The sequence below is a fragment of the Bradyrhizobium sp. LLZ17 genome, from assembly GCF_041200145.1.
Classification (GTDB): domain Bacteria; phylum Pseudomonadota; class Alphaproteobacteria; order Rhizobiales; family Xanthobacteraceae; genus Bradyrhizobium.
The window spans coordinates 5,376,326-5,399,262 of sequence record NZ_CP165734.1 but is presented as its reverse complement, the minus strand read 5'-3'; the positions used below and the strand labels follow the sequence as shown (position 1 = coordinate 5,399,262).

The 22,937-nt window shown below is 64.5% G+C and carries 19 protein-coding genes and 4 pseudogenes; 6 read left to right on the top strand and 17 right to left on the bottom strand.

The features are described 5' to 3' along the window. Positions 1-54: 54 nt before the first annotated feature. Positions 55-1,152: pseudogene (locus AB8Z38_RS25940) on the bottom strand (quinone-dependent dihydroorotate dehydrogenase). Continuing rightward, positions 1,149-1,493 carry a DUF952 domain-containing protein gene (locus tag AB8Z38_RS25935; protein ID WP_369720582.1) on the bottom strand — a complete coding sequence of 115 codons (345 nt, stop codon included), beginning with the start codon at positions 1,491-1,493 and terminating at the stop codon, positions 1,149-1,151. The pseudogene AB8Z38_RS25940 and the gene AB8Z38_RS25935 overlap by 4 nt, the downstream one beginning before the upstream one ends. Before the next feature lie 203 nt (positions 1,494-1,696). On the opposite strand from AB8Z38_RS25935, the gene AB8Z38_RS25930 reads away from it, so the two are divergent. Beyond that, positions 1,697-2,350 carry a helix-turn-helix transcriptional regulator gene (locus tag AB8Z38_RS25930; RefSeq protein ID WP_369720580.1) on the top strand — a complete coding sequence of 218 codons (654 nt, stop codon included), beginning with the start codon at positions 1,697-1,699 and terminating at the stop codon, positions 2,348-2,350. Positions 2,351-2,630: 280 nt separating this feature from the next. Here the strand turns inward: AB8Z38_RS25930 and AB8Z38_RS25925 are convergent, their stop codons facing one another. From AB8Z38_RS25925 to AB8Z38_RS25905, 5 genes and pseudogenes are all read right to left on the bottom strand, one after another. Beyond that, positions 2,631-4,274: a lysine--tRNA ligase gene (locus AB8Z38_RS25925; RefSeq protein WP_369720579.1), complete on the bottom strand. Its 1,644-nt coding sequence runs from the start codon at positions 4,272-4,274 to the stop codon at positions 2,631-2,633. A 150-nt stretch (positions 4,275-4,424) separates the two neighbouring features. Next, a pseudogene (locus tag AB8Z38_RS25920) lies at positions 4,425-5,359 on the bottom strand (transporter substrate-binding domain-containing protein). A 269-nt stretch (positions 5,360-5,628) separates the two neighbouring features. After that, entirely contained in the window at positions 5,629-6,219 is a 591-nt protein-coding gene (locus AB8Z38_RS25915) for an SCO family protein (RefSeq protein ID WP_369720578.1), read from the bottom strand. A 24-nt stretch (positions 6,220-6,243) separates the two neighbouring features. Beyond that, a complete protein-coding gene (locus tag AB8Z38_RS25910; RefSeq protein WP_369720577.1) occupies positions 6,244-6,438 on the bottom strand; it encodes a hypothetical protein in 195 nt (64 codons plus the stop codon). 113 nt (positions 6,439-6,551) lie between these two features. Beyond that, positions 6,552-7,074: pseudogene (locus AB8Z38_RS25905) on the bottom strand (hypothetical protein). 261 nt (positions 7,075-7,335) lie between these two features. Between AB8Z38_RS25905 and AB8Z38_RS25900 the strand changes: the two are divergent. Continuing rightward, positions 7,336-8,994 carry an FAD-binding dehydrogenase gene (locus AB8Z38_RS25900; protein ID WP_369720576.1) on the top strand — a complete coding sequence of 553 codons (1,659 nt, stop codon included), beginning with the start codon at positions 7,336-7,338 and terminating at the stop codon, positions 8,992-8,994. 163 nt (positions 8,995-9,157) lie between these two features. Here AB8Z38_RS25900 and AB8Z38_RS25895 read toward each other — a convergent pair whose 3' ends face one another. Both AB8Z38_RS25895 and AB8Z38_RS25890 read right to left on the bottom strand, forming a co-directional pair. Further along, positions 9,158-11,263: a methyl-accepting chemotaxis protein gene (locus AB8Z38_RS25895; RefSeq protein WP_369720575.1), complete on the bottom strand. Its 2,106-nt coding sequence runs from the start codon at positions 11,261-11,263 to the stop codon at positions 9,158-9,160. Between the two features lie 508 nt (positions 11,264-11,771). Continuing rightward, positions 11,772-12,779, bottom strand: coding sequence for a PAS domain-containing protein (locus tag AB8Z38_RS25890; protein ID WP_369720574.1), 1,008 nt, complete (start codon positions 12,777-12,779; stop codon positions 11,772-11,774). 185 nt (positions 12,780-12,964) lie between these two features. Here AB8Z38_RS25890 and AB8Z38_RS25885 point away from each other — a divergent pair, with 185 nt between their 5' ends. From AB8Z38_RS25885 to AB8Z38_RS25870, 4 genes are all read left to right on the top strand, one after another. Continuing rightward, the gene (locus tag AB8Z38_RS25885; RefSeq protein ID WP_369720573.1) at positions 12,965-13,258 is read left to right on the top strand and encodes a PHB depolymerase family esterase; all 294 of its coding nucleotides are present in this window, start codon (positions 12,965-12,967) and stop codon (positions 13,256-13,258) included. Continuing rightward, complete coding sequence (locus tag AB8Z38_RS25880) at positions 13,237-13,914, top strand: PHB depolymerase family esterase (RefSeq protein WP_369726609.1); 678 nt, start codon at positions 13,237-13,239, stop codon at positions 13,912-13,914. Before AB8Z38_RS25885 ends, AB8Z38_RS25880 begins: the two co-directional genes overlap by 22 nt. 28 nt (positions 13,915-13,942) lie before the next feature. Continuing rightward, the gene (locus AB8Z38_RS25875; RefSeq protein WP_369720572.1) at positions 13,943-14,293 is read left to right on the top strand and encodes a RidA family protein; all 351 of its coding nucleotides are present in this window, start codon (positions 13,943-13,945) and stop codon (positions 14,291-14,293) included. Between the two features lie 100 nt (positions 14,294-14,393). Further along, on the top strand, positions 14,394-14,771 hold the full coding sequence (locus AB8Z38_RS25870) for a nuclear transport factor 2 family protein (protein ID WP_369720571.1): 378 nt from the start codon (positions 14,394-14,396) through the stop codon (positions 14,769-14,771). Between the two features lie 154 nt (positions 14,772-14,925). Here AB8Z38_RS25870 and AB8Z38_RS25865 read toward each other — a convergent pair whose 3' ends face one another. The 8 genes and pseudogenes from AB8Z38_RS25865 to xylB form a co-directional block, all read right to left on the bottom strand. Further along, a complete protein-coding gene (locus tag AB8Z38_RS25865; RefSeq protein ID WP_369720570.1) occupies positions 14,926-15,915 on the bottom strand; it encodes an IS5 family transposase in 990 nt (329 codons plus the stop codon). 230 nt (positions 15,916-16,145) lie between these two features. Then, positions 16,146-16,994: an amidohydrolase gene (locus AB8Z38_RS25860; RefSeq protein ID WP_369720569.1), complete on the bottom strand. Its 849-nt coding sequence runs from the start codon at positions 16,992-16,994 to the stop codon at positions 16,146-16,148. Between the two features lie 14 nt (positions 16,995-17,008). Then, positions 17,009-17,140, bottom strand: a pseudogene (locus AB8Z38_RS25855) (aldo/keto reductase); the annotation flags it as partial. 87 nt (positions 17,141-17,227) lie between these two features. Further along, entirely contained in the window at positions 17,228-18,160 is a 933-nt protein-coding gene (locus tag AB8Z38_RS25850; RefSeq protein WP_369720568.1) for a sugar-binding protein, read from the bottom strand. A gap of 89 nt (positions 18,161-18,249) precedes the next feature. Further along, positions 18,250-19,320, bottom strand: a complete 1,071-nt coding sequence (locus AB8Z38_RS25845; protein ID WP_369720567.1) for an ABC transporter permease — start codon at positions 19,318-19,320, stop codon at positions 18,250-18,252. Beyond that, positions 19,321-20,079: an ATP-binding cassette domain-containing protein gene (locus AB8Z38_RS25840; protein ID WP_369720566.1), complete on the bottom strand. Its 759-nt coding sequence runs from the start codon at positions 20,077-20,079 to the stop codon at positions 19,321-19,323. It lies immediately after the preceding gene. A gap of 12 nt (positions 20,080-20,091) precedes the next feature. Next, entirely contained in the window at positions 20,092-21,414 is a 1,323-nt protein-coding gene (gene xylA, locus AB8Z38_RS25835) for a xylose isomerase (RefSeq protein WP_369720565.1), read from the bottom strand. After that, on the bottom strand, positions 21,415-22,869 hold the full coding sequence (xylB, locus tag AB8Z38_RS25830; RefSeq protein ID WP_369720564.1) for a xylulokinase: 1,455 nt from the start codon (positions 22,867-22,869) through the stop codon (positions 21,415-21,417). It abuts the gene before it with no gap. Between the last annotated feature and the right edge of the window lie 68 nt (positions 22,870-22,937).

Below are 22,937 nucleotides of genomic sequence, written 5' to 3'. Positions count from 1 at the left end.
TGCGCGCATCAACTCCCGGATTGCGCTGCGCTCCATCCGGGCTACGAGACCGCGCTACATCCCGGGCCAGTCTTCCGCCGTCAGCGTCGCCGCGTCGGCGCCGACGATCTCGGACAGGGAATCCCGGCCGGTGCGCAGCAGGGTCGAGCTCAAATCGCGCTTGATCTCGTCGACGAGGCCGAGGCCCTTGTAGACCAGCGAGGAATAAAGCTGGATCAGGCTCGCGCCGGCGCGGATTTTCGTCAGCGCTGCGCCTCCGGAATCGACGCCGCCGACGCCGATCAACGGGAATGCGCCCTCGACGCGCACATAGGTCTCGGCGACCATGCGGGTCGACAGGCGGAACAGCGGCCGGCCGGACAGGCCGCCCTGCTCCTTGGCGCGCATCTGCTCGCGCAGCGTGCCCGGCCGCGCGATCGTCGTGTTCGACACGATCATGCCGTCGACACGGCGCGAACGGGCGACCTGCACGACGTCGTCGAGCTGGGCCAGGCTGAGGTCCGGCGCGATCTTGAGCAGCACCGGCGTGTCGCCGGCCTTCTGCCGGACCCGCTCGCGCGCATCGATCACTTTGCCGAGGAGATCGTCGAGCAGCGCGCCTTCCTGCAGATTGCGCAAGCCGGGCGTGTTCGGCGAGGAAACGTTGACGGTGAAATAGCTCGCGACCGGCGCAAAGGTCTCAATCAGCTTGACGTAATCGCCGACGCGGTCGGGCAGAATCCTTGTTGGCGCCGACGTTGACGCCGACCAGGCCGCCATTCTGCGCGCGCGCGGCGAGCCTGCGCAACGCGACCTCCGCTCCGGCATTGTTGAACCCCATGCGGTTGACGACGGCCTCGTCGCGCTCGAGACGAAACAATCGCGGCCGCGGATTGCCGGCTTGCGGTTTCGGCGTGACCGAGCCGATCTCGACGAAGCCGAAGCCGAGCCGGAGCAGCGCGTCGGGCACTTCCGCGCTCTTGTCGAAGCCCGCGGCCATGCCGACCGGATTGGGAAAATTGAGCCCGAACGCGCGCACCGCGAGCTGGGATCGTCCGGCCGCGGCTTGCCCGGCGGCAGGAAGCGCAGGCCCTGGATCGCCAGGCGATGCGCATCCTCCGGATCGAGCCAGCGCAGCACCGGCAGCGAGAAGGCGTCAAACGCGCGGATCACGGCAGAAGCTCCGGAACGTCGTGGCTGCCGTCGGAGCGCATGTTGAGATTGATCACAGAGATCACCGCACCGAGATCGAGCTCGCCATAGAGATGCGGGAACAGCTCGTCATTGCGCGAGCGCTCCCAGCGCAATTCGCCGCCGAGCGCATCGCCATCGACCTCGACCAGGAACAGCGCGCGCTGCCCGAAGAAATGCTTGCGCAGGGTCTCTGGAACCTGGGAGGCGGTCGAGAAATGGATGAAGCCGTCGCGCGCGTCGTCGGCGCTGCCGCGATACACGCCCTGCCGCTCCGCTTCGCGCCAGGCCGAAGCCGGACAGATTTTGTAGATCTTGACCACCGGTTGCGGAGTCCTGTTTGCCCGTCGAGTCAGTTCGTTGAGTCGTCTGGGGTTTTTCGTCTCTGACGGGTCTTCAAATCCCGGGCGCGACCGTAAAGGCCGCATCTCGCGAACTCAAGACTTGGCCTCGCCTCTTGCGCGAAAAACGGAAAACCGGTTGATTTGAGGATAGTTTTCCTGAGTTGCGACGGGCTGGACCATCCATGGTCAGGCAGGCCAAAGCGCAGAGGATGCTGACCCACGACCAGATCTGGGGCGCGCTGGATCGGCTGGCGGCGCACGCCGGGCTGTCGCCGTCCGGCCTTGCCAAGCGCGCCGGGCTCGATCCCACCACGTTCAACAAGTCCAAGCGGATCACCCCCGACGGCCGCGAGCGCTGGCCCTCGACCGAATCGATCGCGAAGGCGCTGGCGGCTGCCGATTGCTCCATGGAGAGCTTCGTGAGGCTGATCGGTGATGGCGCCGGCGACGGCCGCTGCGTGCCGCTGCTCAGCCTCGCACAGGCCGGCGCCAGCGGCGCCTTCGACGAATCCGGCTTTCCATCCGGCAAGGGCTGGAGCGAGATCGCGCTTCCCAGCGCCGAGGACAGCCATTTGTTTGCGCTGGAGATCTCAGGTGATGCGCTTCAACCCGCCTATCGCAACGGCGATGTCGTCCTGGTCTCGCCCGGCGCACCGATCCGCAAGGGCGACCGCGTGGTGGCGAAGATGCGGGCGGGCGAGGTGGTGGTCGCGACGCTGAAGCGCCGCACGGCGAAGGCGCTGGAGCTGCAGCCGCTCGGTGCGACGCCGGCCGAGCGGAGTGTCGCGGCGAGCGAGGTGGCGTGGATCGCGAGGATCGTGTGGGCGAGCCAGTGAGGAGGCGCAACACGCGGCAAAAACTCAGTGTCGTCCTGGCGAAAGCCAGGACCCATTACCCCAGGGAGATGTTGTCGCGTGACGTAAGCAACTCCCATTCCCCGTAACCACATCCGACGGTGGCTATGGGTCCTGGCTTTCGCCAGGACGACGATGAGGAGATAGGTGCGCCTGCAACGGAGGTCCGTAGCCTGGATGGAGCGGAGCGCAATCCGGGGCGGCCGGTGCAAGTCGCGAAGACCCCGGATTTCGCTACGCTCCATCCGGGCTACGCGTCCTCTCACGCACTCCGTGCCAGCGCGCCGTCGATCATGTTGATCGCGTTCTGGATGCCGTACACCGCTACGAACGAGCCGAAGCGCGGTCCTTTCTCCTGTCCCAACAACACCTGGTAGAGCATGTTGAACCAGTCGAGCGTCACGCCGGGTCGGCCGTCCTTGCCCTTCTTGACCTGGTCGAGAAAAGGCTCGCGGCGGCCGATCTCGTAGACCACGTTCTGGATCTCCTCGGCCGAGGCGTCCTGCGGCAGCTGCGACAGCGCATCGCGCAGATCCTGCAAGGCGGCGCGCTCGGTATCGGTCGGTTCGCGGAACTGCTTGGTCGGCGCCACGAAGTCGCGATAATAATTTATGGCGTAGCCGACCATCGCGTCGAGCTTCGGGTGCGTCTGCGGCGACACGCCGGGGCGGTAGCGGCCGATGAAGCCCCACAGCGTTTCGGCATTCTCCGCATTCGACGACGACACCAGCGTCAGCAGCAGCTGGAACGTGACCGGCATGTCGCCCTTCGGCGGATGGCCGCTGTGGACGTGCCAGACGGGATTGCCGAGCTGCTGCCTGGCGTCCTGCCTGGCAAAGCCGTCGATGAACTGCTGGTAGTCGTCGACATTGCGCGGGATGACGTCGAAATACAGCCGCTTCGCCGCCTTCGGCTCGCGATACATGAACAGCGACAGCGATTCCGGCGAGGCGTAGCGCAGCCATTCGTCGATGGTGAGCCCGTTGCCCTTCGACTTCGAGATCTTCTGGCCCTTCTCGTCGAGGAAGAGCTCGTAGTTGAAGCCTTCGGGCGGCGTCGCGCCGAGTGCTCTGGCGATGGCGCCGGACAGCTTCACGGAGTCGATCAGGTCCTTGCCGGCCATCTCGTAGTCGACGCCGAGCGCAACCCAGCGCATCGCCCAATCGGCCTTCCACTGGCACTTGACGTTGCCGCCGGTGACGGGCGTTTCGACCTCCTGGTTGGTATCGGGATCGACATAGGTGATCGTGCCGGCGGCGACGTCGCGGCGGATCATCGGTACCTGGAGCACGACACCGGTGGTCTTGCTGATGGGGAGGAACGGCGAATAGGTGGCGCGGCGGTCCGGCCCGAGCGTCGGCAGGATGATCGCCATCACCTGATCGTAGGCGGCGAGCATTTTCAACAGCGTCGCGTCGAAACGGCCTGATTTGTAGTAATCGGTCGAGCTCGCGAACTCGTAGTCGAAGCCGAAATGATCGAGGAAGGCGCGCAGGCGGGCGTTGTTGGCCGCGCCGAACGACGGATATTCGTTCGAGAACGGGTCGGGCACGGCGGTGAGCGGACGTCCCAGATACTGCGCCAGCAGATCCTTGTTCGGCACGTTGTCCGGCACCTTGCGGAAGCCGTCCATGTCGTCGGAAAAGGCGAGCAGGCGCGTCTTGATCTTGTCCTCGGTGAGCACGCGGAAGGCGTGACGCACCATCGAGGTGCGCGCGACCTCGCCGAACGTGCCGATATGCGGCAGGCCGGACGGACCGTAGCCGGTCTCGAACAGCACCTCGTCCTTTGGCGATTTCTTCAGCCGCGCGACAATCGCCTTCGCCTGCTCGAACGGCCAGGCGTTGGATTGTTCGGCGAGCGCGCGCAGATCGCTGGGACTCATGTGGGGATCGATAACGGACATCAAGGGGCCTCCGGGCCGCGGAAAATAGCGATTTCCCGGCAGAATGCAAAAATGGACTTGATCGTCATTCCGGGGCGATGCGCCAGCATCGAACCGGAATCTCGAGATTCCGGGCTCGCGCTTCGCACGCCCCGGAATGACAATCGATGGCTAAAACGGGCTCACCGAAAAATACCGCAGCCACAAATCTGTGTAGCGGCCTTTTTCCCAGACGCGGAACATCGCCCAGTTCAGCGCCTGGCGCAGCACGTCGTTGCCTTTGCGGACGGCGATGCCGATGCCCTCGCCGAAGAAGCGGCTCTCGACGAAGGGGCCGCCGGAGAAGGCGCAGCAATCGCCGGAATCGGTGCCGTTGATCCAGAACGCCAGCGAGATGGCGTCGCCGAAGATGAAATCGACCTCGCCCTTGCGCAAGGCTGCGCGCATGGCCTCGTCATTGGGATAGGGGTGCAGCTCGGCGTCGGTGAACATCGCCTTGAGGTAGGCTTCGTGCGCGGAGCCCGCGATGACGCCGACCTTCTTGCCCTCGAGATATTCGGGCCGGATCTCCGGCATCACCGCGTCCTTGCGCGAGGCAAAGCGCGCCGGCACACGGTAATAGGGGTCGGTGAAGTCGACGCGGGCGCGGAGCTGCGGGCTCACCGCCATCGAGGCGATCACGGCATCGCCCCGGTTGGAGGTGAGCGCATCGACCAGCGTCTCGAACCGGCGCATCTGCACGGTGCAGGTGACCTTGATCTCCTCGCACAGCGCGCGGGCGAAATCGACGTTGAAGCCGGCCGGGTTGCCGTCTGCGCCGGTGTAGTTGAACGGCGGATAGTCGGTCTCGGTCAGGAAGCGGATCACGGTCAGGCGCGACAGGTCCGGCCGCTCCGGACGTCGCCGCGGGTCCCAAAACCGGGCACCGCCTGCGGGGCGGCTTGCGGGCGCGGCTGAGGCGCGGCTTGCGGCACCGCCGGGGGCTGCTTGGCCGGCGCCTGGGCCTTCGCACCGGGCAATCCCGCCAGCAGGCAAGCACCGGCCGCCAGCCCGAGCAGGACGCGGTGCATGATTTTGGGCGATTTTAGCTGTCGCGATGCGGCCATCGGCGGGAAATGAACGAATTTCATTGAGATCGGAGGGCCTTATAGACCATCCCGCCGGGAACGCGAACGGGGATTGCGGCCGGGGTGCGCTCCCTCCCCCGCTTGCGGGGGAGGGTCGGGGAGAGGGGTCTTGCCACAGAGGGATAATCCCCCAGAGGAGAGAACCCTCACCCGGCGCGCGGGACGATACTTCGCATCGCCCGGAGGCGCCGACCTCTCCCGCAAGCGGGAGAGGTTACCGAGTACGCCGCGCGATCAGTCCGCCGAACTTACAAATACCGCTTCAGCTCGGTCGCCGCCTCTTCGGGGCTCCGCTTCAGATTGAAGGGCGAGACGAAGTGGCCGTCGCGGTCCATTAGATAGATCAGCGCGGTGTGGTCCATGGTGTAGTCGCCGTCCTTGGTCGGGACCTTCTTGGCGTAGACCCGGTAGGACGTGATCACCTTGGCGGTCTCGGCGGGATCGCCGCTCAGGCCCTCGAGATGCGGATCGAAGCTCGAGAGATAATCCTTCATCGTCGCTGGCGTATCGCGCTCGGGATCGACCGAGATGAAGACGGCGTTGACCTTGTCGGCATCCTTGCCCATCGCGCGCAGCACTTCCGAGAGTTCGAATAGCGAGGTCGGGCAAACGTCGGGGCAGTGGGTGTAGCCAAAGAAGATCAGCGTCGGCTTGCCCTTCAGGCTCGCGTCGGTGACGGCCTTGCCATTCTGGTCGGTGAGCTGGAACGGGCCGCCGATCGCGGCGGGCTGGGCCACCTTGCTGACCCCGCCCATTGCCCAGAACAGCACGAGCAGACCGACGACGAGGCTTGCGGCGAAGGCGGTCGCGATCACCAACGGACGGGCGGTGGAGCTCATGAGCGGAAAATTTCCTGTCGCGGGTCAGAAGCAGGCGGCAAAGCCGGTCCTGATCATTTCGAAGAACACCTGACTGCCGTAGTGGAACCAGAGCGCCAGCGCTCCAAGCACGATCAGCCCGCCGACGCCTGCACCGGCGAACAGCAGCACGGACGCCGTCCGGCCGGCAGTGGACGGATTGTCCTGTAACGGATGCGCAGGGTGCAGTGGTTGAGCCATCAAGATGATCGGGACAATGATCGGCCGGAAGCGCCGGGTTCCTGCCCCTCAAATAGGCGTTGGCCCGCCAGCGGACAAGCGCCGCAGGCGGGTCAACCATCACGTCGCGCTGATCAGTGCAGCAACTGCCCCCGGGCGGACTCCAGACCTTCCGCTGGCGGAGGAGATCCGCGCAAAGGCCTGCTGGCCGCGGCCTGTGCGTCGAGGTAGCAGGGCTTGTACATGGACTGGAGCTGCCTACCCCGCAGGAACAGCATGTGCGGGGTGAGGCCGCCGCGCTGGCTGATCCAGCGCTTCACCTGCGAGGGATACATCGCATAGAGCATCTGGGTCGCTTCGGCATTGGTCACGGCGCGGCCGTTGCTGCCGAAATCCCAGGCGGCGTGGAAGCCAAGCGTCGCATGCGAGGTGACGCAGATCCGGTCGCGGGGAATGGCGCCGAGGACGATGGTGCAGGCCGAGGCGCAAAGACCGTCGATGATGACGGTATCGCCGGACTGGCGCAGGTCCTGATATTTGTCGACGTAGGTTCCGATCCGGCCGCCGCGGTCATCCGCGATCCGAACCACTGCGTGGGAAGCCCCCCATACACGCGATCAGCAGAACTGTCGCGAGCAACCCCGTCAGAAACTTCATTATCCCCCGCCCCAGTCGAATTCGGATCTGTGTGTCAGGTGGTGATGCAGGCACAGCGTCTGTCGACTCTGCGGTTTTGTCTAGGCACGCTGGCTCGTTCAAAACAAATTCAAATCCAGTGTTGCGTCGGCGCTGCACTTGGCAGGTATTCGCCCCCAAGCCCGGTCCCAAACTGGAACAAGTTAACGATGTCTTACGCGACAAGCCCTTGATCTCAGCTGCAACCGCCGGCTTCAATCCGGATAACTACAGGGGGAACTCATGAGCGAGCAGGCGGACGTCGTCATCGTCGGCGCGGGATTATCGGGACTGGTGGCCGCGACCGAGCTCGCCGACGCGGGCAAGCGCGTCATCGTGGTCGATCAGGAGGGCGAGCAGTCGCTCGGCGGCCAGGCGTTCTGGTCGTTCGGCGGATTGTTCCTGGTCAATTCGCCGGAACAACGCCGGCTCGGCATCAAGGACTCCTACGAGCTTGCGATGCAGGACTGGCTCGGCACCGCCGGGTTCGACCGCGACGAGGATCTCTGGCCACGCAAATGGGCGGAGGCCTATGTGGCGTTCGCGGCGGGCGAAAAGCGCGACTGGCTGCGCACGATGGGCCATCGCAGCTTTCCCGTGGTCGGTTGGGCCGAGCGCGGCGGCTATGATGCGATGGGCCACGGCAATTCGGTGCCGCGCTTTCACGTCACCTGGGGCACCGGGCCGGGTATCGTCGAGCCGTTCGAGCGCCGGGCGCGCGAAGCCGCCAGGAGCGGCCGGCTGACGTTCAAGTTCCGCCATCGCGTCGATGCGCTCTCGATCACCAACGGCACGGTGGATGGCGTCAGCGGCGCCGTTCTCGCGACCGACGATTCAGAGCGCGGCAAGAGTTCGGCGCGCAATGTGGTCGGCGCGTTTGCGCTGAAGGCGCAGGCCGTGATCGTCGCCTCCGGCGGCATCGGCGGCAACCATGAGCTGGTGCGGGCGAACTGGCCGAAGCGGCTGGGCGAGCCGCCGAAATTCATGATCTCCGGCGTGCCCGAGCACGTCGACGGCCACATGATCGGCATCACTGAAAAGGCCGGCGCGCGGCTGATCAACCGCGACCGCATGTGGCATTACGTCGAGGGCATCCAGAACTGGTCGCCGATCTGGCCGCGCCACGGCATCCGCATCCTGCCCGGGCCGTCCTCGATGTGGTTCGACGCCACCGGCACGCGGCTGCCGGCGCCGCTGTTTCCCGGCTCCGACACACTCGGCCAGCTGCAATACATCATGTCGACCGGCTATGATTATTCCTGGTTCATCCTGACGCAGAGCATCATCAAGAAAGAATTCGCGTTGTCGGGATCGGAGCAGAATCCCGATCTCACGGGCAAGAGCTGGCGCATGACCTTGCGCCGCGCCACCAACAAGGGCGCGCCGGCGCCGGTCGAGGCGTTCAAGCGTCATGGCGTCGACTTCATCGTGCGCGACAGGATCGAGGATCTCGTCGCGGAGATGAACAAGCTCGCCGGCAACGACTTGCTCAAGCTCGAGCACGTCAAGATGCAGATCGAGGCGCGCGACCGCGAGATCGCCAACCCTTACGTCAAGGACGCGCAGGTGATGAACATCCACAATGCGCGCCGCTACATCGGCGACAGGCTGATCCGCACGGCGCCGCCGCACCGCATTCTCGATCCCGCGCAGGGCCCGCTGATCGCGGTCAAGCTCAATATCCTCACCCGCAAGACGCTGGGCGGCTTCGAGACCGATCTCGACTCGCGGGTGTTCGGCGAGGACGGCCGGATCATCCCCGGACTCTACGCGGTCGGCGAAGCCTCGGGCTTCGGCGGCGGCGGCATGCATGGCTATCGCTCGCTGGAGGGCACGTTCCTCGGCGGCTGCCTGTTCTCGGGCCGCAATGCGGGCCGCGCCGCGGCGAAGGCGGTGGGATAGCGCATGATCGAAATCGCTTCGGGGCGCCGGCGAGCTGCCTTGGCGGCTCGCCGTGCGGTAAGCTGACGACGTTGCCGCTTCCGGCTCGAACGATACGTCCACAATCTGGCCGTTCATTGCTTCCCGCTTGCCCCAATGGCGCGTTGCTGGCCGCGTTCACGTGTCAGGCCGCGCGCACCGTCGTGAGAAACCGATCGACCTCCGCTTTCAGCCGCGCGCTGTCTTGGGACAGCATCTGCGCAGAGGAAAGTACCTGAGTGGAAGCCGAGCCGGTTTCTGCCGCACCGTGCTTCACCTCGGTGATGTTGGCAGCCACCTGGTCCGCACCTTGCGCCGCCTGCTGGATGTTGCGGGCAATCTCCTGCGTGGCAGCGCCTTGCTCTTCGACCGCGGAGGCGATCGCCGAGGAGATCTCGGAAATCCGGCCGATCGTTCCGCTGATCTCCTTGATGACAACCACCGAGTCCTCCGTCGCGGCCTGGATGTCGGCAATCTGATGGCCTATCTCTCCGGTCGCCTTCGCCGTTTGCTCCGCAAGCGCCTTGACCTCCGAGGCAACCACGGCAAAGCCGCGTCCCGCCTCGCCTGCACGCGCCGCTTCGATCGTCGCATTGAGGGCCAACAGATTGGTCTGCCCAGCAATCGTGTTGATGAGCTCGACCACGTCGCCGATGCGGGCTGCGGCCTGCGACAGCTTGTTGACTTGATCATTCGTCCGCTGCGCCTGATCGACAGCCACCCCGGCAATTCTGGCTGCATCCTGGACCTGGCGACTGATCTCGGTGACCGACGAACTCATCTCTTCGGTGGCGGAGGCAACCGATTGGACGTTGGTCGAGGCCTCCTCTGAGGCGGCAGAGACTATGCCGGACAGCTGCTGCGTCGTCTCGGCCGTCTTGCTCAGGGTCCTGGCCGAGGCTTCAAGCTCGGTCGAGGACGACGAGAGTGTCTTGACGATGTCCCCGACCGCATTCTCGAATTGGCCGGCAAGCTCGTGCATGTCCGCCTTGCGCTGGGCAGCCGCGCGCGATTCCGCCAGCGCCTGTTCGGCGCGCAGGCGATCGGCTTCGATCATGTTGTCCTTGAAGACCTGGACGGCGCCGGCCATCTCGCCGATCTCGTCGGCGCGGCCGAAGCCCGGGATCGCGACGGCCATGTCGGCAGCAGCGAGCTTGCCCATGGCCGAGGTCATGTCCCGAACCGGGCCGGCGATCGAGCGCGACGTGAACAGTGCAATGGCTCCGCCGAGGGCAAGCCCGACCGCAAGCAGGACCCACAACACCAGCTTCAGGAGCGAAATACCCGACTGCACGTCGCCGGCTTCCTGGACCAGCATCTTTTTCTGGTTGGTCTTGATTCCGTCCGAACGCGTCCCGTCGCCGCCCTTCGGGCCGTCGAGCAGGGCAAGTAGCTTGACTGCACGGGGCGCGGCCTCGGTCACGAGCAGGTAGACCGGCGCATTCCAGCCCGGAGACTCCCGAACAGCGAAGATCTTCTCGAACAACGGCGCAAACTCGGTCTTGCCCTTGGTGATCTTGTCGAAGGCGGCCTGCTGTGCGGCGGTAAGCTGGTCCTTGCGCGAATGGACCGCGGCATAACCTTTCTCAAAGGACTCCCACGGCTTGAAGAATTTCTCCTTGTCGGCCTGCTCGCCTGAAAGCAGGTACATGCGGAGCTGGGCCGTGGCGGAAGCAAAATTGCCTCGCGTATCCGCCATGGCCTTGAGCAGTTTCTTTCGTTCCACCGTTGCCTCCAGACCTTCCTCCTCATTGATCATCTTGGTGATCTCCTGAAAGATCGTTTCGGCGCGCGGGCCCGCTTCGGTCGTCAGCAGCTTGGTCGCCGGATAGGCATCAGGGGTAAAGGCGATGGCTTCGGCCTTGTCCTGCGCCACGCGAAACTCCGCGAGCCGCGTCTTGGCCTCCTCCCATTTCTGCTTGTTCTCGGGATTGGTGAATTGATTGGCCTTGTCGTCGAACGCAGCGACGGTCGCATCCATCTCTTTCCACATCGCCGCACGATCAAGCTTGCCCTGAGGGTTTCCCGTCAGCAGATAGCCCCGCAAGGTTGCCAGCGTGGAATAGAGATTGCCGACGAGTTCGGTGCTCGCGAGCGCGACGGGCACGCGGAGGTTCACCATGCGATCGACGGTGCCGGCGATTCCGCCGACCGCAAACACGGTGTAGCCGACCGAAAGCGCGATGATCGCGCATACTGCCGCAAATCCGGCGATCAATTTGCCGCGAATCCGAAGTTGAAAAATAGACATAGGCAATGTCTCCGCAGTATCTCAATATCCCCTGGCGATACGTCCCAGGAACGACACGTGCCGGTCAGGCCGCGGAAGATGATGTTTCAGTCGCGATCATCAGACGCGGTGCGGCGAGTTGATTGCGACGGTGCTGGCGCGCACCACGGCGACCGAATGGCGTCACCTCGGTTTCGAGGCTTATCCAGCCCGCTCGGCCGCGGCGCCTCTCAATCACCCCGATGCTACCGTCGGTCAAATAACCGCAAGATCCCCACCTTTGCGTGCATCCGGATGGTGGAAAAAAATGCTTGCTGCGGGATTAAGAAAAATTTGCCGGCAGCGCCCGAAGGACGCGCAAAATTTGGGTTTGCTGCCGCAAGCGCCTCGAGACTCGCGAGAGCGAGGAGAGTTTCTGCGGTTTATCGAGAAGCCCGGCGGGCCGCCATCCAAGAATTGCGGTCGAGCGAACTAAAGTTCGTATCGAGACCACGAAAAATACGAAGGCGGTTGCGAAAATTTTCCGCGCTTATCGCGGCCGAACGCCAGGCTGACCAACCGCCGGAAAGATGAACTCGATGCCTGCGCCCGAGAGGGTGTCGCGAAGTGTGCTGAGCGTCTCCTCGGGCAGTCGCAAAAAGCCATGCCGCTCCTCCAGCCCGCGGATAACGGCGGCAGAGATCCCGGTTCGCGCCGCCAACTGCTTCACCGACCAGTTCAGCATGCCACGGGCCGCCCGCAATTGTGCTCCGGTCAGCCTCGATGTCGCCCCGTGCTGAATTGAGAGTTGAGGCTGTTGCATATCCGTGGAAGTCCCCAGCCACTCCCGAATGCTGCCATCCGAATGCACGACCGGCACGGCCTTGCAGCGGTGCAACCGATAGGATCCATCGGGCTGCCGCAACCGGTGTTCTACGTTGTAGGGCCGTCCCGTTTCGGCTGCAGTCGCCCAACTCTTCAGGGCTGCTTCGCGCTCCTCTTCGTGGACCAGATCAACCCAGCCCCTGCCAAGGAACTTGTCGGCTTCCGATATCTTCGGCCCATTCACCAGAGCCGTGATCCTGCCGTCGGAATTGCCAATCCACAACAAGCCATCCACGACCTGGCTGAGAGCCGCGTAGCGCCCTGCATCCTCCTTGAAGGGTTGCAGCAGCCTGTGCTGCTCGGTGATGTCGATTGCGACTCCGAGGACACAGTCCGGCTCGCCGGCACTATCCAGCAGCACCTCGGACTCGACACGAATCCAGCGCAGGGACCCGCCGGGCCGGATGATGCGAAATTCGCCATCAAACAAGGATCGATCGAACAGGAATTCCCCCGGAGCACCTGGCGACCGGCGATCCTCCGGATGAATTCGTCTCTCGTACGCCGCAAAAGACGGAGTGGTTCTGCGCGGATCCAGCCCCAACAGGCTGAACACCCCGCGCGACCATTGCATCTGGCCCGCAGCATCAATGCGCCAGATCCCGATACCAATTTTTTCTTCAATGAAAACAAATAGGTCCGGCAAATTGAGAAATTGTTCCAACTGAAGCACAGCAGGCCCCGTTGCGAAAATTCATTTTCAACCAATAATTGTCGAAAGACTGAACACCTGTCTTTGCTGGAACTCAATGACGCTCACGGCTCTCGTCTCCTTAGCCCTGCATCTTTTTTGTGCAAGGCTCCCGCGCCGGCGATAATGCCGCTTTGAAGCGGTGACGACCGTAGTGGACGTGCATCATGGCCTTGACCACGCGACCAGACTGGCTGCCCGTTCTGCTGTCCATGGCGGCGATCTGGTTCGCCCATCCCGCAGCGGCCGATACGATCGACGTTGATGGCACAAAGCGCTCCTACACCGCGCAGTTGCCGGCGAAAAAGCCGGCGCCGCTTATGGTCGTGCTGCATGGCAACACCCAGGATGGCGCCGACATGATCGCGCGGACAGCCTGGCCGCAGGTTGCAAAGCGCGAAGGCTTCGCCGTCGTCTTTCCTGACGGGCTCAACCATGCCTGGGCCGATGCGAGGACCTAGGCCGAACCCGCGGCCCACCCAAAGGCACAGACGACGTCGCCTTCATCGCCAAGCTGGTCGAGAGACTGGTCGCGAACGGTACAGCCGACCCAAAGCGCATCTATGTCGCCGGCACCTCCAATGGCGGCGCCATGGCAATGACGCTCGTTCGCGCCCCCCGCCGATCTGTTTGCGGCAGGTGCGAGCGTGAATCTCATCGAAGAGGCCACGGTTACTTGCCACGGCCGCGGCCGATGCTGATCATCAACGGCACGGCCGACCCGCTGGTCCCCCACGAGGCGCGGATCGAGCTATTTTGCCGCGGACGGTTTCTGATCGACGGAGGAGACGCTGGCCTTCTGGCGCAAGCTCAACGGCTGCGAGACCGGCGGCGCTGCGGTGACCGACATGCCGACAGGGGGCCCGCAGACCAGTCCACAGTCACGCGGAGACGACGTCGTGCTCGATCGCCTCAACCAGGGCGGCCACCGCATGCCAGGCTTCTCTCCCGATGCGCGCTTCCCGAAGACCGCGGCTCACCTCTCGGACCGCAGAACGCGGACATCGACGGCGCCGAGACGATCTGGATGTGCTTCAGCCGGTTTCCGTCGGGCCGCGCATGCTTCGCCGGCAACGCATGCGTGCCTGGGGTGGCACAGCATAGTGCGCTGGGCTAGACAGGGCCGCCATTTACAGGAGATCCCAATGACCATTCAGCGTTTTGAAACCGGCCCGCGCATGAGCCAGGTGGTCGTGCACGGCAACACCGTCTATCTCGCCGGTGTCGTCGCCAACAACGCCGCCGGCGAAAGCGTGACCAAGCAGACCCAGGACATCCTGGCGACCATCGACGGCCATCTCGCCAAGGCCGGCACCGACAAGTCGAAGCTGCTATCGGCCACGATCTACATCACCGACATGAAGACGTTCCAGGAAATGAACGCGGTGTGGGACGGCTGGGTCTCCCCCGGCAACACCCCGGCGCGCGCCACCGTCGAAGCCAAGCTGGCGGCGCCGCAATACACCGTCGAGATCATGGTGACCGCGGCGAAGTAAAAATTCACGCGCGCTGATGACCTGCGAGGTAATCGATCAGCGCGCGTGAACCTTCGATAGTGACGGTCAGCCGAACACGGCGCCATCGAAGGAGAAGACCATGATCGACCCCATCACCGTCGCCCGCCGCTACATCGATGTCTGGAACGAGCGCGCACACAATCGCCGGCGCGAACTGCTCAGTGAGAACTGGACCGCGGACGCGAGCTATGTCGATCCCCTGATGAAGGGCGACGGCCATGACGGCGTCGACGCGCTGATCGCCGGCGTGCAACAGCGCTTTCCCGACTTCAAGTTCAAGCTGATCGGCGAGCCGAGCGGCTACGGCGTTCACGCGCGCTTTCACGTGCGCTTTTCCTGGGGCCTCGGCCCTGATGATGTGGACAGCCCGATCAAGGGCACCGATTTTGCCGTGCTGAAGGACGGCCGGATCAAGAGCATCACGGGATTCCTGGACCAGGTGCCCGCCGGCGCGTGAGGAAAGCGATGCGCGTTGCTGCGCCCTCTCCCCTTGTGAGGGCTTTGCACAGAGGGGCGAGCGGGCGCTTGAGGTGCGTCGCGGGCTTTTTTGCTGTCAGCCCGCTGCAGTGAGCGGCATTTTGCTCATTTCACCCCTGTTGTCCTCCGTTTTTTCAAACGGAGACGGACTCTGGGCGTTGCGCGGCCAAGGCGCCGGCCGCGCGACGCAGATTGTAGGCGCAACAGGCCAGCACGATGTGCGTCTGGTTGCGCGCGAAGTTGAAGAAGCGCATCCGCCGCAGACCATAATGCTCCTTGAACACGGCGTACGGTCGCTCCACGGCTGAGCGTATCTTCGCGATCAGCTTGTTGCGCAGCTTCTGTCGTGGCGGCAGTTCGGGATGATGCTTGTTCGGACGACGCATCAGGCGATCCTTGATACCGGCTTCGGTCAGGCGCGCGTGCCGGGCATGCGTGTAATAGGCCTGATCGCCATAGACCGCTTCCTCATCACCACAGAACAGACGATCCGCCGGTTCTGTATCAGTGATCGAGGCATCCGTCATGTGGACACGACGAATGATGGTGTGACCGGCATCCACACCCGTGTGGATCTTGTAGCCGAACACGCTCTTTTTGCCTTTCCGGCCCCAGCGTGCATCGCGATCCGCAGATGGCGTATCCTCGCCATCCTTGCGTGCCTTGCGGGGCGGAGTGGCTCGGGCCGGGATCAACGAGGCGTCGACCAGCGTCCCCTGCTTGAGGATCAGCTTCTTGGCCTCCAACTGCCGATTGATCTCCGCGAACACCTTCTCGATCAGACCGTCCTTGGCGAGTTCCTGCCGAAACCGCCACAATGTCGTGTGATCCGGGGTCTGATCGTGCAGGCTCAGACCAACAAAGCGACGAAACGACAGCCGGTCCGCAATGGCGGCTTCCAGCGCCGGATCGGACAGATTGTGCCAGATCCCGGCGAGCAAGCAGCGAAGCATGACTTCCGCTGGATAGCTGCTGTTACCGGCACCATCGCCACCCCGCTTGCCAAGAAGCGAGCGCAGCGGCGCCCAATCCACAACAGCCTCCACCTCATCCAGGATGCTGCCTCGGCGTGCCCGAACCAGGACATCCGCCAAGCTCATTTGACCGACATTGCGCTCGACCATGCTTGGCTCACCTCGCTAGAATCAGCCATGATTCAAAGAATCACGTGCAGCCGATTGTGCAAAGCCCTCCTTGTGGGAGAGGGCGGTTCTGCTGGGAGACACAGGCTCACTTGGGTGAGGGGTTCTCGCCGCGCATGATCATGCGAGTGAGGCTTGCGGAGAGAGACCCCTCATCCGGCGCTTCGCGCCACCTTCTCCCACAAGGGGAGAAGGGAAACCGAGCACATGGCCTACACGATCGCCAACCGATACGCCGCCTTCGCATTCACCCCGAACGCCTTGTCCCGCGCCTGCGGCCCGAGCTTCGCCAGGCACGTCTCCAGCGCGCTCTTGATCTCGCCATAGCTCCCCGCCAGCAAGCACACCGGCCAATCGGAGCCGAAGATCAGGCGATCCTCGCCAAAATATTTCGCGGCGTGCTCGACGAACCGAAACAGCCGCTCGGCATCCCAATCGTTCCAGGCCGCTTCCGTGGCCAGCCCCGAGATCTTGCACCAGACGTTGCCGCAGGCAGCAAGTGCTGCGATGTGATCCGCCCATTCCGGGCGCCAGCCATCGGCGATCGGCGGCTTGGCGGCGTGATCGAGCACGAAGCGCGCGTGCGGAAACGCCTGCGCGGTCGCGATCGCGGCCGGCAGTTCGCGGGTCCGGACCAGGAAATCGTAGGCGAGATCATGGGCGAACACCGCGGTCAGTCCGCGCCGAACGTCCTCGCGCAACAGCCAATCCGGGTCTGGCTCGTCGTGCACCTGGTGGCGGATGCCGACCAGCTTGTCCCCGCCCCGCATGACGCGCAGACGATCGAGCGTTTCGCCAACCCAACCATCAGTCAGGTCGACCCAGCCGACGACACCAGCGACGAAAGGCGTGTCGCGCGCAATGCGCAGGAATTGCTCGGTCTCAGCGAGCGCGGAGCGGCACTGCACCAGGATGCTCGCGTCGATGCCGTTTGCTTTCAACAACGGGCCGAGATCGGCGGGAGCGAAGGCGCGGCGGATCGGCGCGAGTTCCGGCGCGTCCATCCAGGGATAGTCGGCGTGCGTCGGGTCCCAGAAGTGCTGGTGGGCGTCGATGATCATGGCTCACGCTCCGCCCCCAGCGACCAGGCACGCTCCAGCGTCGCCTCCGCATCGGCCGCGCTGACCGGCGTAAACAATCCGCCGAGCGGAGCGGAACCGAGGCCGATTGACGTAACGTCGACGGAGCCTAGCCGCGATCGTTTCATTCCCATTCGTTCAAACTTCCGATTGATCTCTCCCGCTTGCGGAAGCCGCAAGCGGGAGAGGCTCTCAGCGAGGGGCTGGGGCCGCTCCTACTTCAGCATCTTCGCAACGTTGTCCTTGGTCACGAGATCGAGGCCGGTATAGATGATCTCCGGCACCTTCTGGCCCTTCTTGATCGCCAGCAGAGTGTCCATCGACTTCTCGCCCATCTCGAACGGGCGCTGCCCGGTCAACGCGTTGGAATAGCCGTCGCGCAGCAGTTCGAGCTGCATCTTCAGCGTATCGGCGACGACAAGGGTGAACTTGCCGGCATCGATGTCCTTCTTGTTCTTGTTGACGAAGGCCTTGTAGCCCTCGGGCGCGAACATCGGCCAGCCGCCGACCGGCACGATTGCCGCGAGATCCGGCGTCGCGGTACGCAGGTCGGCCATCTGCTGAACCGCAAGCGCGGAATCGTCGTTGCAGAAGGTCGGCGAACCAGAGACCTCGACCCATTTCGAACCCTTGAGCGCTTCGCGCACGCCGTCGACGCGCTCGGCAAGGTTCTTGGCGCCCGGACCACCGGAGACCATGGCATATTTGCCGCCCTCGGGCCGGAGCTGGAGCAGCTGCTTGCCCAGCGCGAGACCGAAGTCCTTGTTATTGGTGCCGATATAGGCGAGGCGCTTGGAGCCCGGCGCATCCGCGTCAAACGTGATGACGGGGATACCGGCCGCGGCGGCCGCGTCGATCGACTTGGTCATCGCCGCAACGTCGGCGACCGAGATCGCAAGCCCATCCACCTTCTGCGTGATGAAGTCCTGGATGATCTGCGCCTGTGTCGCCGGCTCGTGCTCGATCGGCCCCTTGTAGATACATTCGACGTTGCCGAGCTCCTTGGCGCGCTTGAGGCAGCCGTCGCGCGCCACGTCGAAGAACGGATTGTTCATCGCCTTGGGCACGACCGCGAACTTGTAGGTCTGCGCGAATGCCGGCGTTGCCATCATCGCAACGGCCATGCCGGCCAGAAGTAGTTTCCTCATAGTTTCCCTCCACACTGTGATGCCTATCCTTTGAAACTTTCCGGGAGGCGGATAGACGATAAATCGTTATTCTCCCGGAAAAGTCGTTCTCAAGTCATGCGCGACCGGATCCGATCGACCAGCACGGCCAGGATGATGATCACGCCCACCAGCGTCTGCTGCCAGTAGGAGTTGACCTGCGCGAGCACGAGGCCGTTGCGGATCACCTCGAGCAGCACGCAGCCGACGATGGCACCGAGCGGCCCGCCGACGCCGCCGGCAAGGTTGGCACCGCCGATGACGGCCGCGGCGATCACGTTCAGCTCATACGAAGTCGCCATGTTCGCGGGCGCCGATCCGAGCCAGCCCGAGATGATGATGCCCTGCAGCCCTGCGGCGACCGCGCAGATCACATAGACCTCGATCTTGACGCGCACGACCGGGATGCCGGTCAGCTCGGCCGCCTTCTCGTTGCCGCCGAGCGCGAAGACATGGCGGCCGAACGAGCTGTGATGCAGCACGACCGCCATGATCGCGGCGAGGATCAGCAGGTAGATGAAGGGCATCGGCACGCCGAGTATGTCGCCCGAGGTGAGCGCATAAAAATAGTCGGCATCGGGGCCGCCAGGGAAGCTGCCGCGACCGTTCGAGACGACATAGGCGAGCCCACGCACGATCGAGAGCATGCCGAGCGTGGTTACGAACGGCGATAGTCCCAGCACCGCGATGCAGAAGCCGTTGACGAGTCCGACGAGCAGCGCGACCAAAAGCCCGGCCAGCACCGACAGCAGCAGGATCAGGCCCGGCACATTGGCGATCGCGGTCTTACCGTCGGCGGCCAGGTGGACGAGCGGCGATCCGGGCGCCGACAGCTCGACCATGACCATCGAGGTGATCATGGCGGAAAAGCACATCATCGAGCCGACCGAGAGGTCGATGCCGCCAGTGATGATGACGAAGGTGATGCCGAGGGTGGCGATGGCGATGAAGGAAAAGTTCTTCGCCACGTTCTGCATGTTGCCTTCGGTGAAGAAATAGGGGCTCGCAAAATGCATGACCACCAGCAGCACCGCCAGCGCGATCAGCACGTAGCCGGTCTGGGAGGCGAAGATGCCGCGCTGCCACCATCTGATCTTGCCGATATTCGAGAAGGTGATCGGAGATTCCAAGGGCATCGCCATTTATGCAGCCTCCTTCGCGCCGGTGATGAGGGCGGTCACCTCTTCGGGGCTGGTGTCCCGGATCGGCTTGTCGGCGCGCTTCTCGCCGCGACGCATGACGATAACGCGGTCGCAGACCGCGAACACGTCGGGCATACGGTGTGAGATCAGCATCACCGCGACGCCCTGTTCCTTCAGGCGATGGATCAGGCCGAGCACCTGCTCGACCTGGCGCACCGAAATCGCGGCCGTCGGCTCGTCCATCATCACGAGCTTGGCGTTGGAGAGCCGGGTGCGGGCGATCGCGACCGCCTGGCGCTGGCCGCCCGACATCAGCTTGACGAGATCATGCGGCCGCGTTTCGGAGCGCAACTCGCCGAATAGCTCGAGCGCGCGCGCCGCCATCGCCTTGTGGTCGAGCAGCGACAACGGGCCGATCTTGCGCTTGAGCTCGCGGCCGAGGAAGACATTGGCCGCGGCCGTCAGATTGTCGGCGATTGCGAGATCCTGATAGACCACCTCGATGCCGACGGTGCGGGCATCGATCGGACGAGAGAAATGAACCGGCGAGCCGGCGAAACGGATCTCGCCGTGGCTGGGACGGAAATTGCCGGCGATGATCTTCACCAGCGTCGACTTTCCGGCGCCGTTGTCGCCCATCAAGCCGACGACCTCGCCGGGCTCGACCCGCATGTCGACGTCGTGCAGCGCGCGGATCGCGCCGAACTCCTTGCCGATGCCGGTCAATTGCAGGACGGGGGTTGCGGCAGGCGTACTCATGATCGGCCTCGTTCAAACATAGCGGTTGACCAGCGATTCCAGATATTCCTGCCGTCCCGAGCGCGGCTGCGGATCGAAGCCGGAGCCTAGCGCGCGGTCGGCGAGATCGGCGAGCGTACGTTGGCCCCCAAGGATAGCGCGACCTTCGGCCCCCGCCCACCCCGCATAACGTTCAGCGAGCGGCGTTGCGAGCGCGCCGGCATCGAGCATGTCGGCAGCGGCCAGCAACGCCCGCGCGCAGGCATCCATCGAACCGACATGGGCGTGGATCAGGTCGTCCGGATCGATCGATTGGCGCCTGATCTTGGCGTCGAAATTGAGGCCGCCGGTGGAGAAGCCGCCGCGCTGCAGCAGCTCGTGGAACACCAGCGCCAGCTCCGGCACGTTCATGGCGAACTGGTCGGTGTCCCAGCCGAGCAGATCGTCGCCACGATTGATGTCGAGCGAGCCAAAGACACCGAGCGCCTCGGCGAGCGCGACCTCGTGATGGAACGAGTGGCCGGCAAGGATGGCGTGGTTCTGCTCGATGTTGAGCTTGACGTCCTGCAACAGATCGTAACGCTGGAGGAAGCCGTAACAGGTGGCGACATCGAAATCATATTGATGCTTGGTCGGCTCCTTCGGTTTGGGCTCGATCAGGAGCGGGCCCTTGAAGCCGATCTTGTGCTTGTGCTCGACGACCATCGAAACGAAACGGCCGAGCTGGTCGAGCTCGCGCTTGAGATCGGTGTTGAGCAGCGTCTCGTAGCCCTCGCGCCCGCCCCACAGCACGTAGTTCTGGCCGCCGAGCCGGTGCGTCACTTCCAGCGCGGCGCGGACCTGGCCGGCGGCATAGGTGAAGATCTCGGGGTCCGGATTGGTCGCAGCGCCGGCCATGTAGCGCCGATGCGTGAACAGGTTCGCGGTGCCCCAGAGCAGGCGAACCTTGCTTGATGCCATCTTCTGTTCGAACAGATCGGCGATAGCGTTGAGGTTGGCGACGGACTCCGCGAGCGAGTTGCCTTCCGGCGCCGCATCGACGTCGTGGAAGGTGAAGAAGGGCACATCCAGCAGGCGGAACAGCTCGAAGGCGATGTCGGCCTTGGCCCGCGCCATGGCCATCGGGTCGGTGCCGTGATGCCAGGGGCGCAAGAACGTCTCGCCGCCGAACGGATCGCCGCCGGGCCAGCAGAACGAATGCCAGTAGCAGACGGCGAAGCGCAGATGGTCTTCGAGCCGGCGGCCATGCACAAGCCGGTCCTTGTCGTACCAGCGGAAGGCAAGTGGGCTCTTGGCGTCCTTGCCTTCAAAGGCAATCGGCGCGCTTGCGTCGAAGAATTTGGCTGACACGTTCACTTAAGCACGCTCCTTCAAGGCGGGATAGAGATTACGCCAACGGCCATAGGCCTCGTCATAGGCGGGAACGACGGATGCGCGAGGGGCGAAGGTTGCGAGCCGCCGCGGGCGCGTGCAGACCTGCGCCGGGTCTTCGCCGGTGACCGCAAGCAGGCCAAGCCGCGCAGCACCGAGTGCTGCGCCCACCTCACCTTCCTCGACCCGGTGAACGGGAATGCCGAGCACGTCGGCACAGATCTGCGCCCATAGCGGCGAGCGCGAGCCACCGCCGACGAGATCGACCTCGGCGATCGGCCCGCTCGCCGCACTTAGTGCCGCGAGATTGTCGCGCGCCGCGAAGGCGACACCCTCGAGCACGGCCTGAACCATCTGGGCGCGCCCGGTCGCACCCCGCAGGCCCACGAAGGCCCCGCTCGCGGCGGCGTCGTTGTGCGGTGTACGCTCACCGTCGAGATAGGGCAGGAATTTTATCGGACTCGGCCCGTCGACGCGTTCGCCGAGCGGCGCCAGCAGCGCCGCGGCGGGCACGTCCATGACGCCGGAAAGCCAGGCGAGCGAGGCCGCGGCCGACAGCATCACGCCCATCTGGTGCCAGAGCCCGGGCAGTGCGTGGCAAAAGGCGTGCACGGCCGAGGCCGGTGCCGGCGCAAAGCGATCGGTGACGCGGAACACCACGCCCGAGGTTCCCAGTGACAGAAACGCATCGCCCGGCGCGATCGCACCGAGCCCGATCGCGCTCGCCGCGCAATCTCCGGCGCCGCCGGCGACCACGACTTGGTTCGCCATGCCCCAGCGCTGGGCCAATTCCGGCGCGAGCACCGCGCTCGCCTCGCTGCCCTCGACGAGACGCGGCATGTGGTGGAGATCGAGACCGGTGGCATGCAGCAGCAGGGCCGACCAGCGGCGTCGGCCGACATCGAGCCACAGCGTGCCGGCGGCATCGGACATGTCCTCGACCATCTCGCCGGTGAGGCGGAATCGGACATAGGCCTTCGGCAGCAGCACCTTTGCGACACGTTCGAAGATTTTGGGCTCGTGCCGCGCGACCCAGAGCAGCTTTGGCGCCGTGAAGCCGGGCATCGCCAGATTGCCGGCAATGCCGTGAAGCGACGGACAGCGCCGCGTGAGTTCGCCGCATTCGGCCTGCGAGCGGCCATCGTTCCAGAGGATCGCTGGCCGCAGCGGGCGGCCGTCCTCACCGAGCAGCGTCGCGCCATGCATCTGACCTGACAGGCCGATGCCGCGCACCTGCGCGGCCTCACGCGGATGGTGGGCCGCGAGATCATCGACCGCGCCGATCGCCGCATCGACCCAGGCATCGGGATCCTGCTCGGACCACAACGGCGCGGGATGCGAGAGCGCAAGCTCGCGCGCGGCTGTCGCGACGATCGCGCCGGCTTCGCTCACGAGCACCGCCTTCACACCGGACGTGCCGATGTCCATTCCGAGATACACGCCGTCCTCCCTTTCGTTTCCGTTGCGGCGGGCGAGCTTGCGTCGCCTCTTCCCGCAACGGCGGTTTT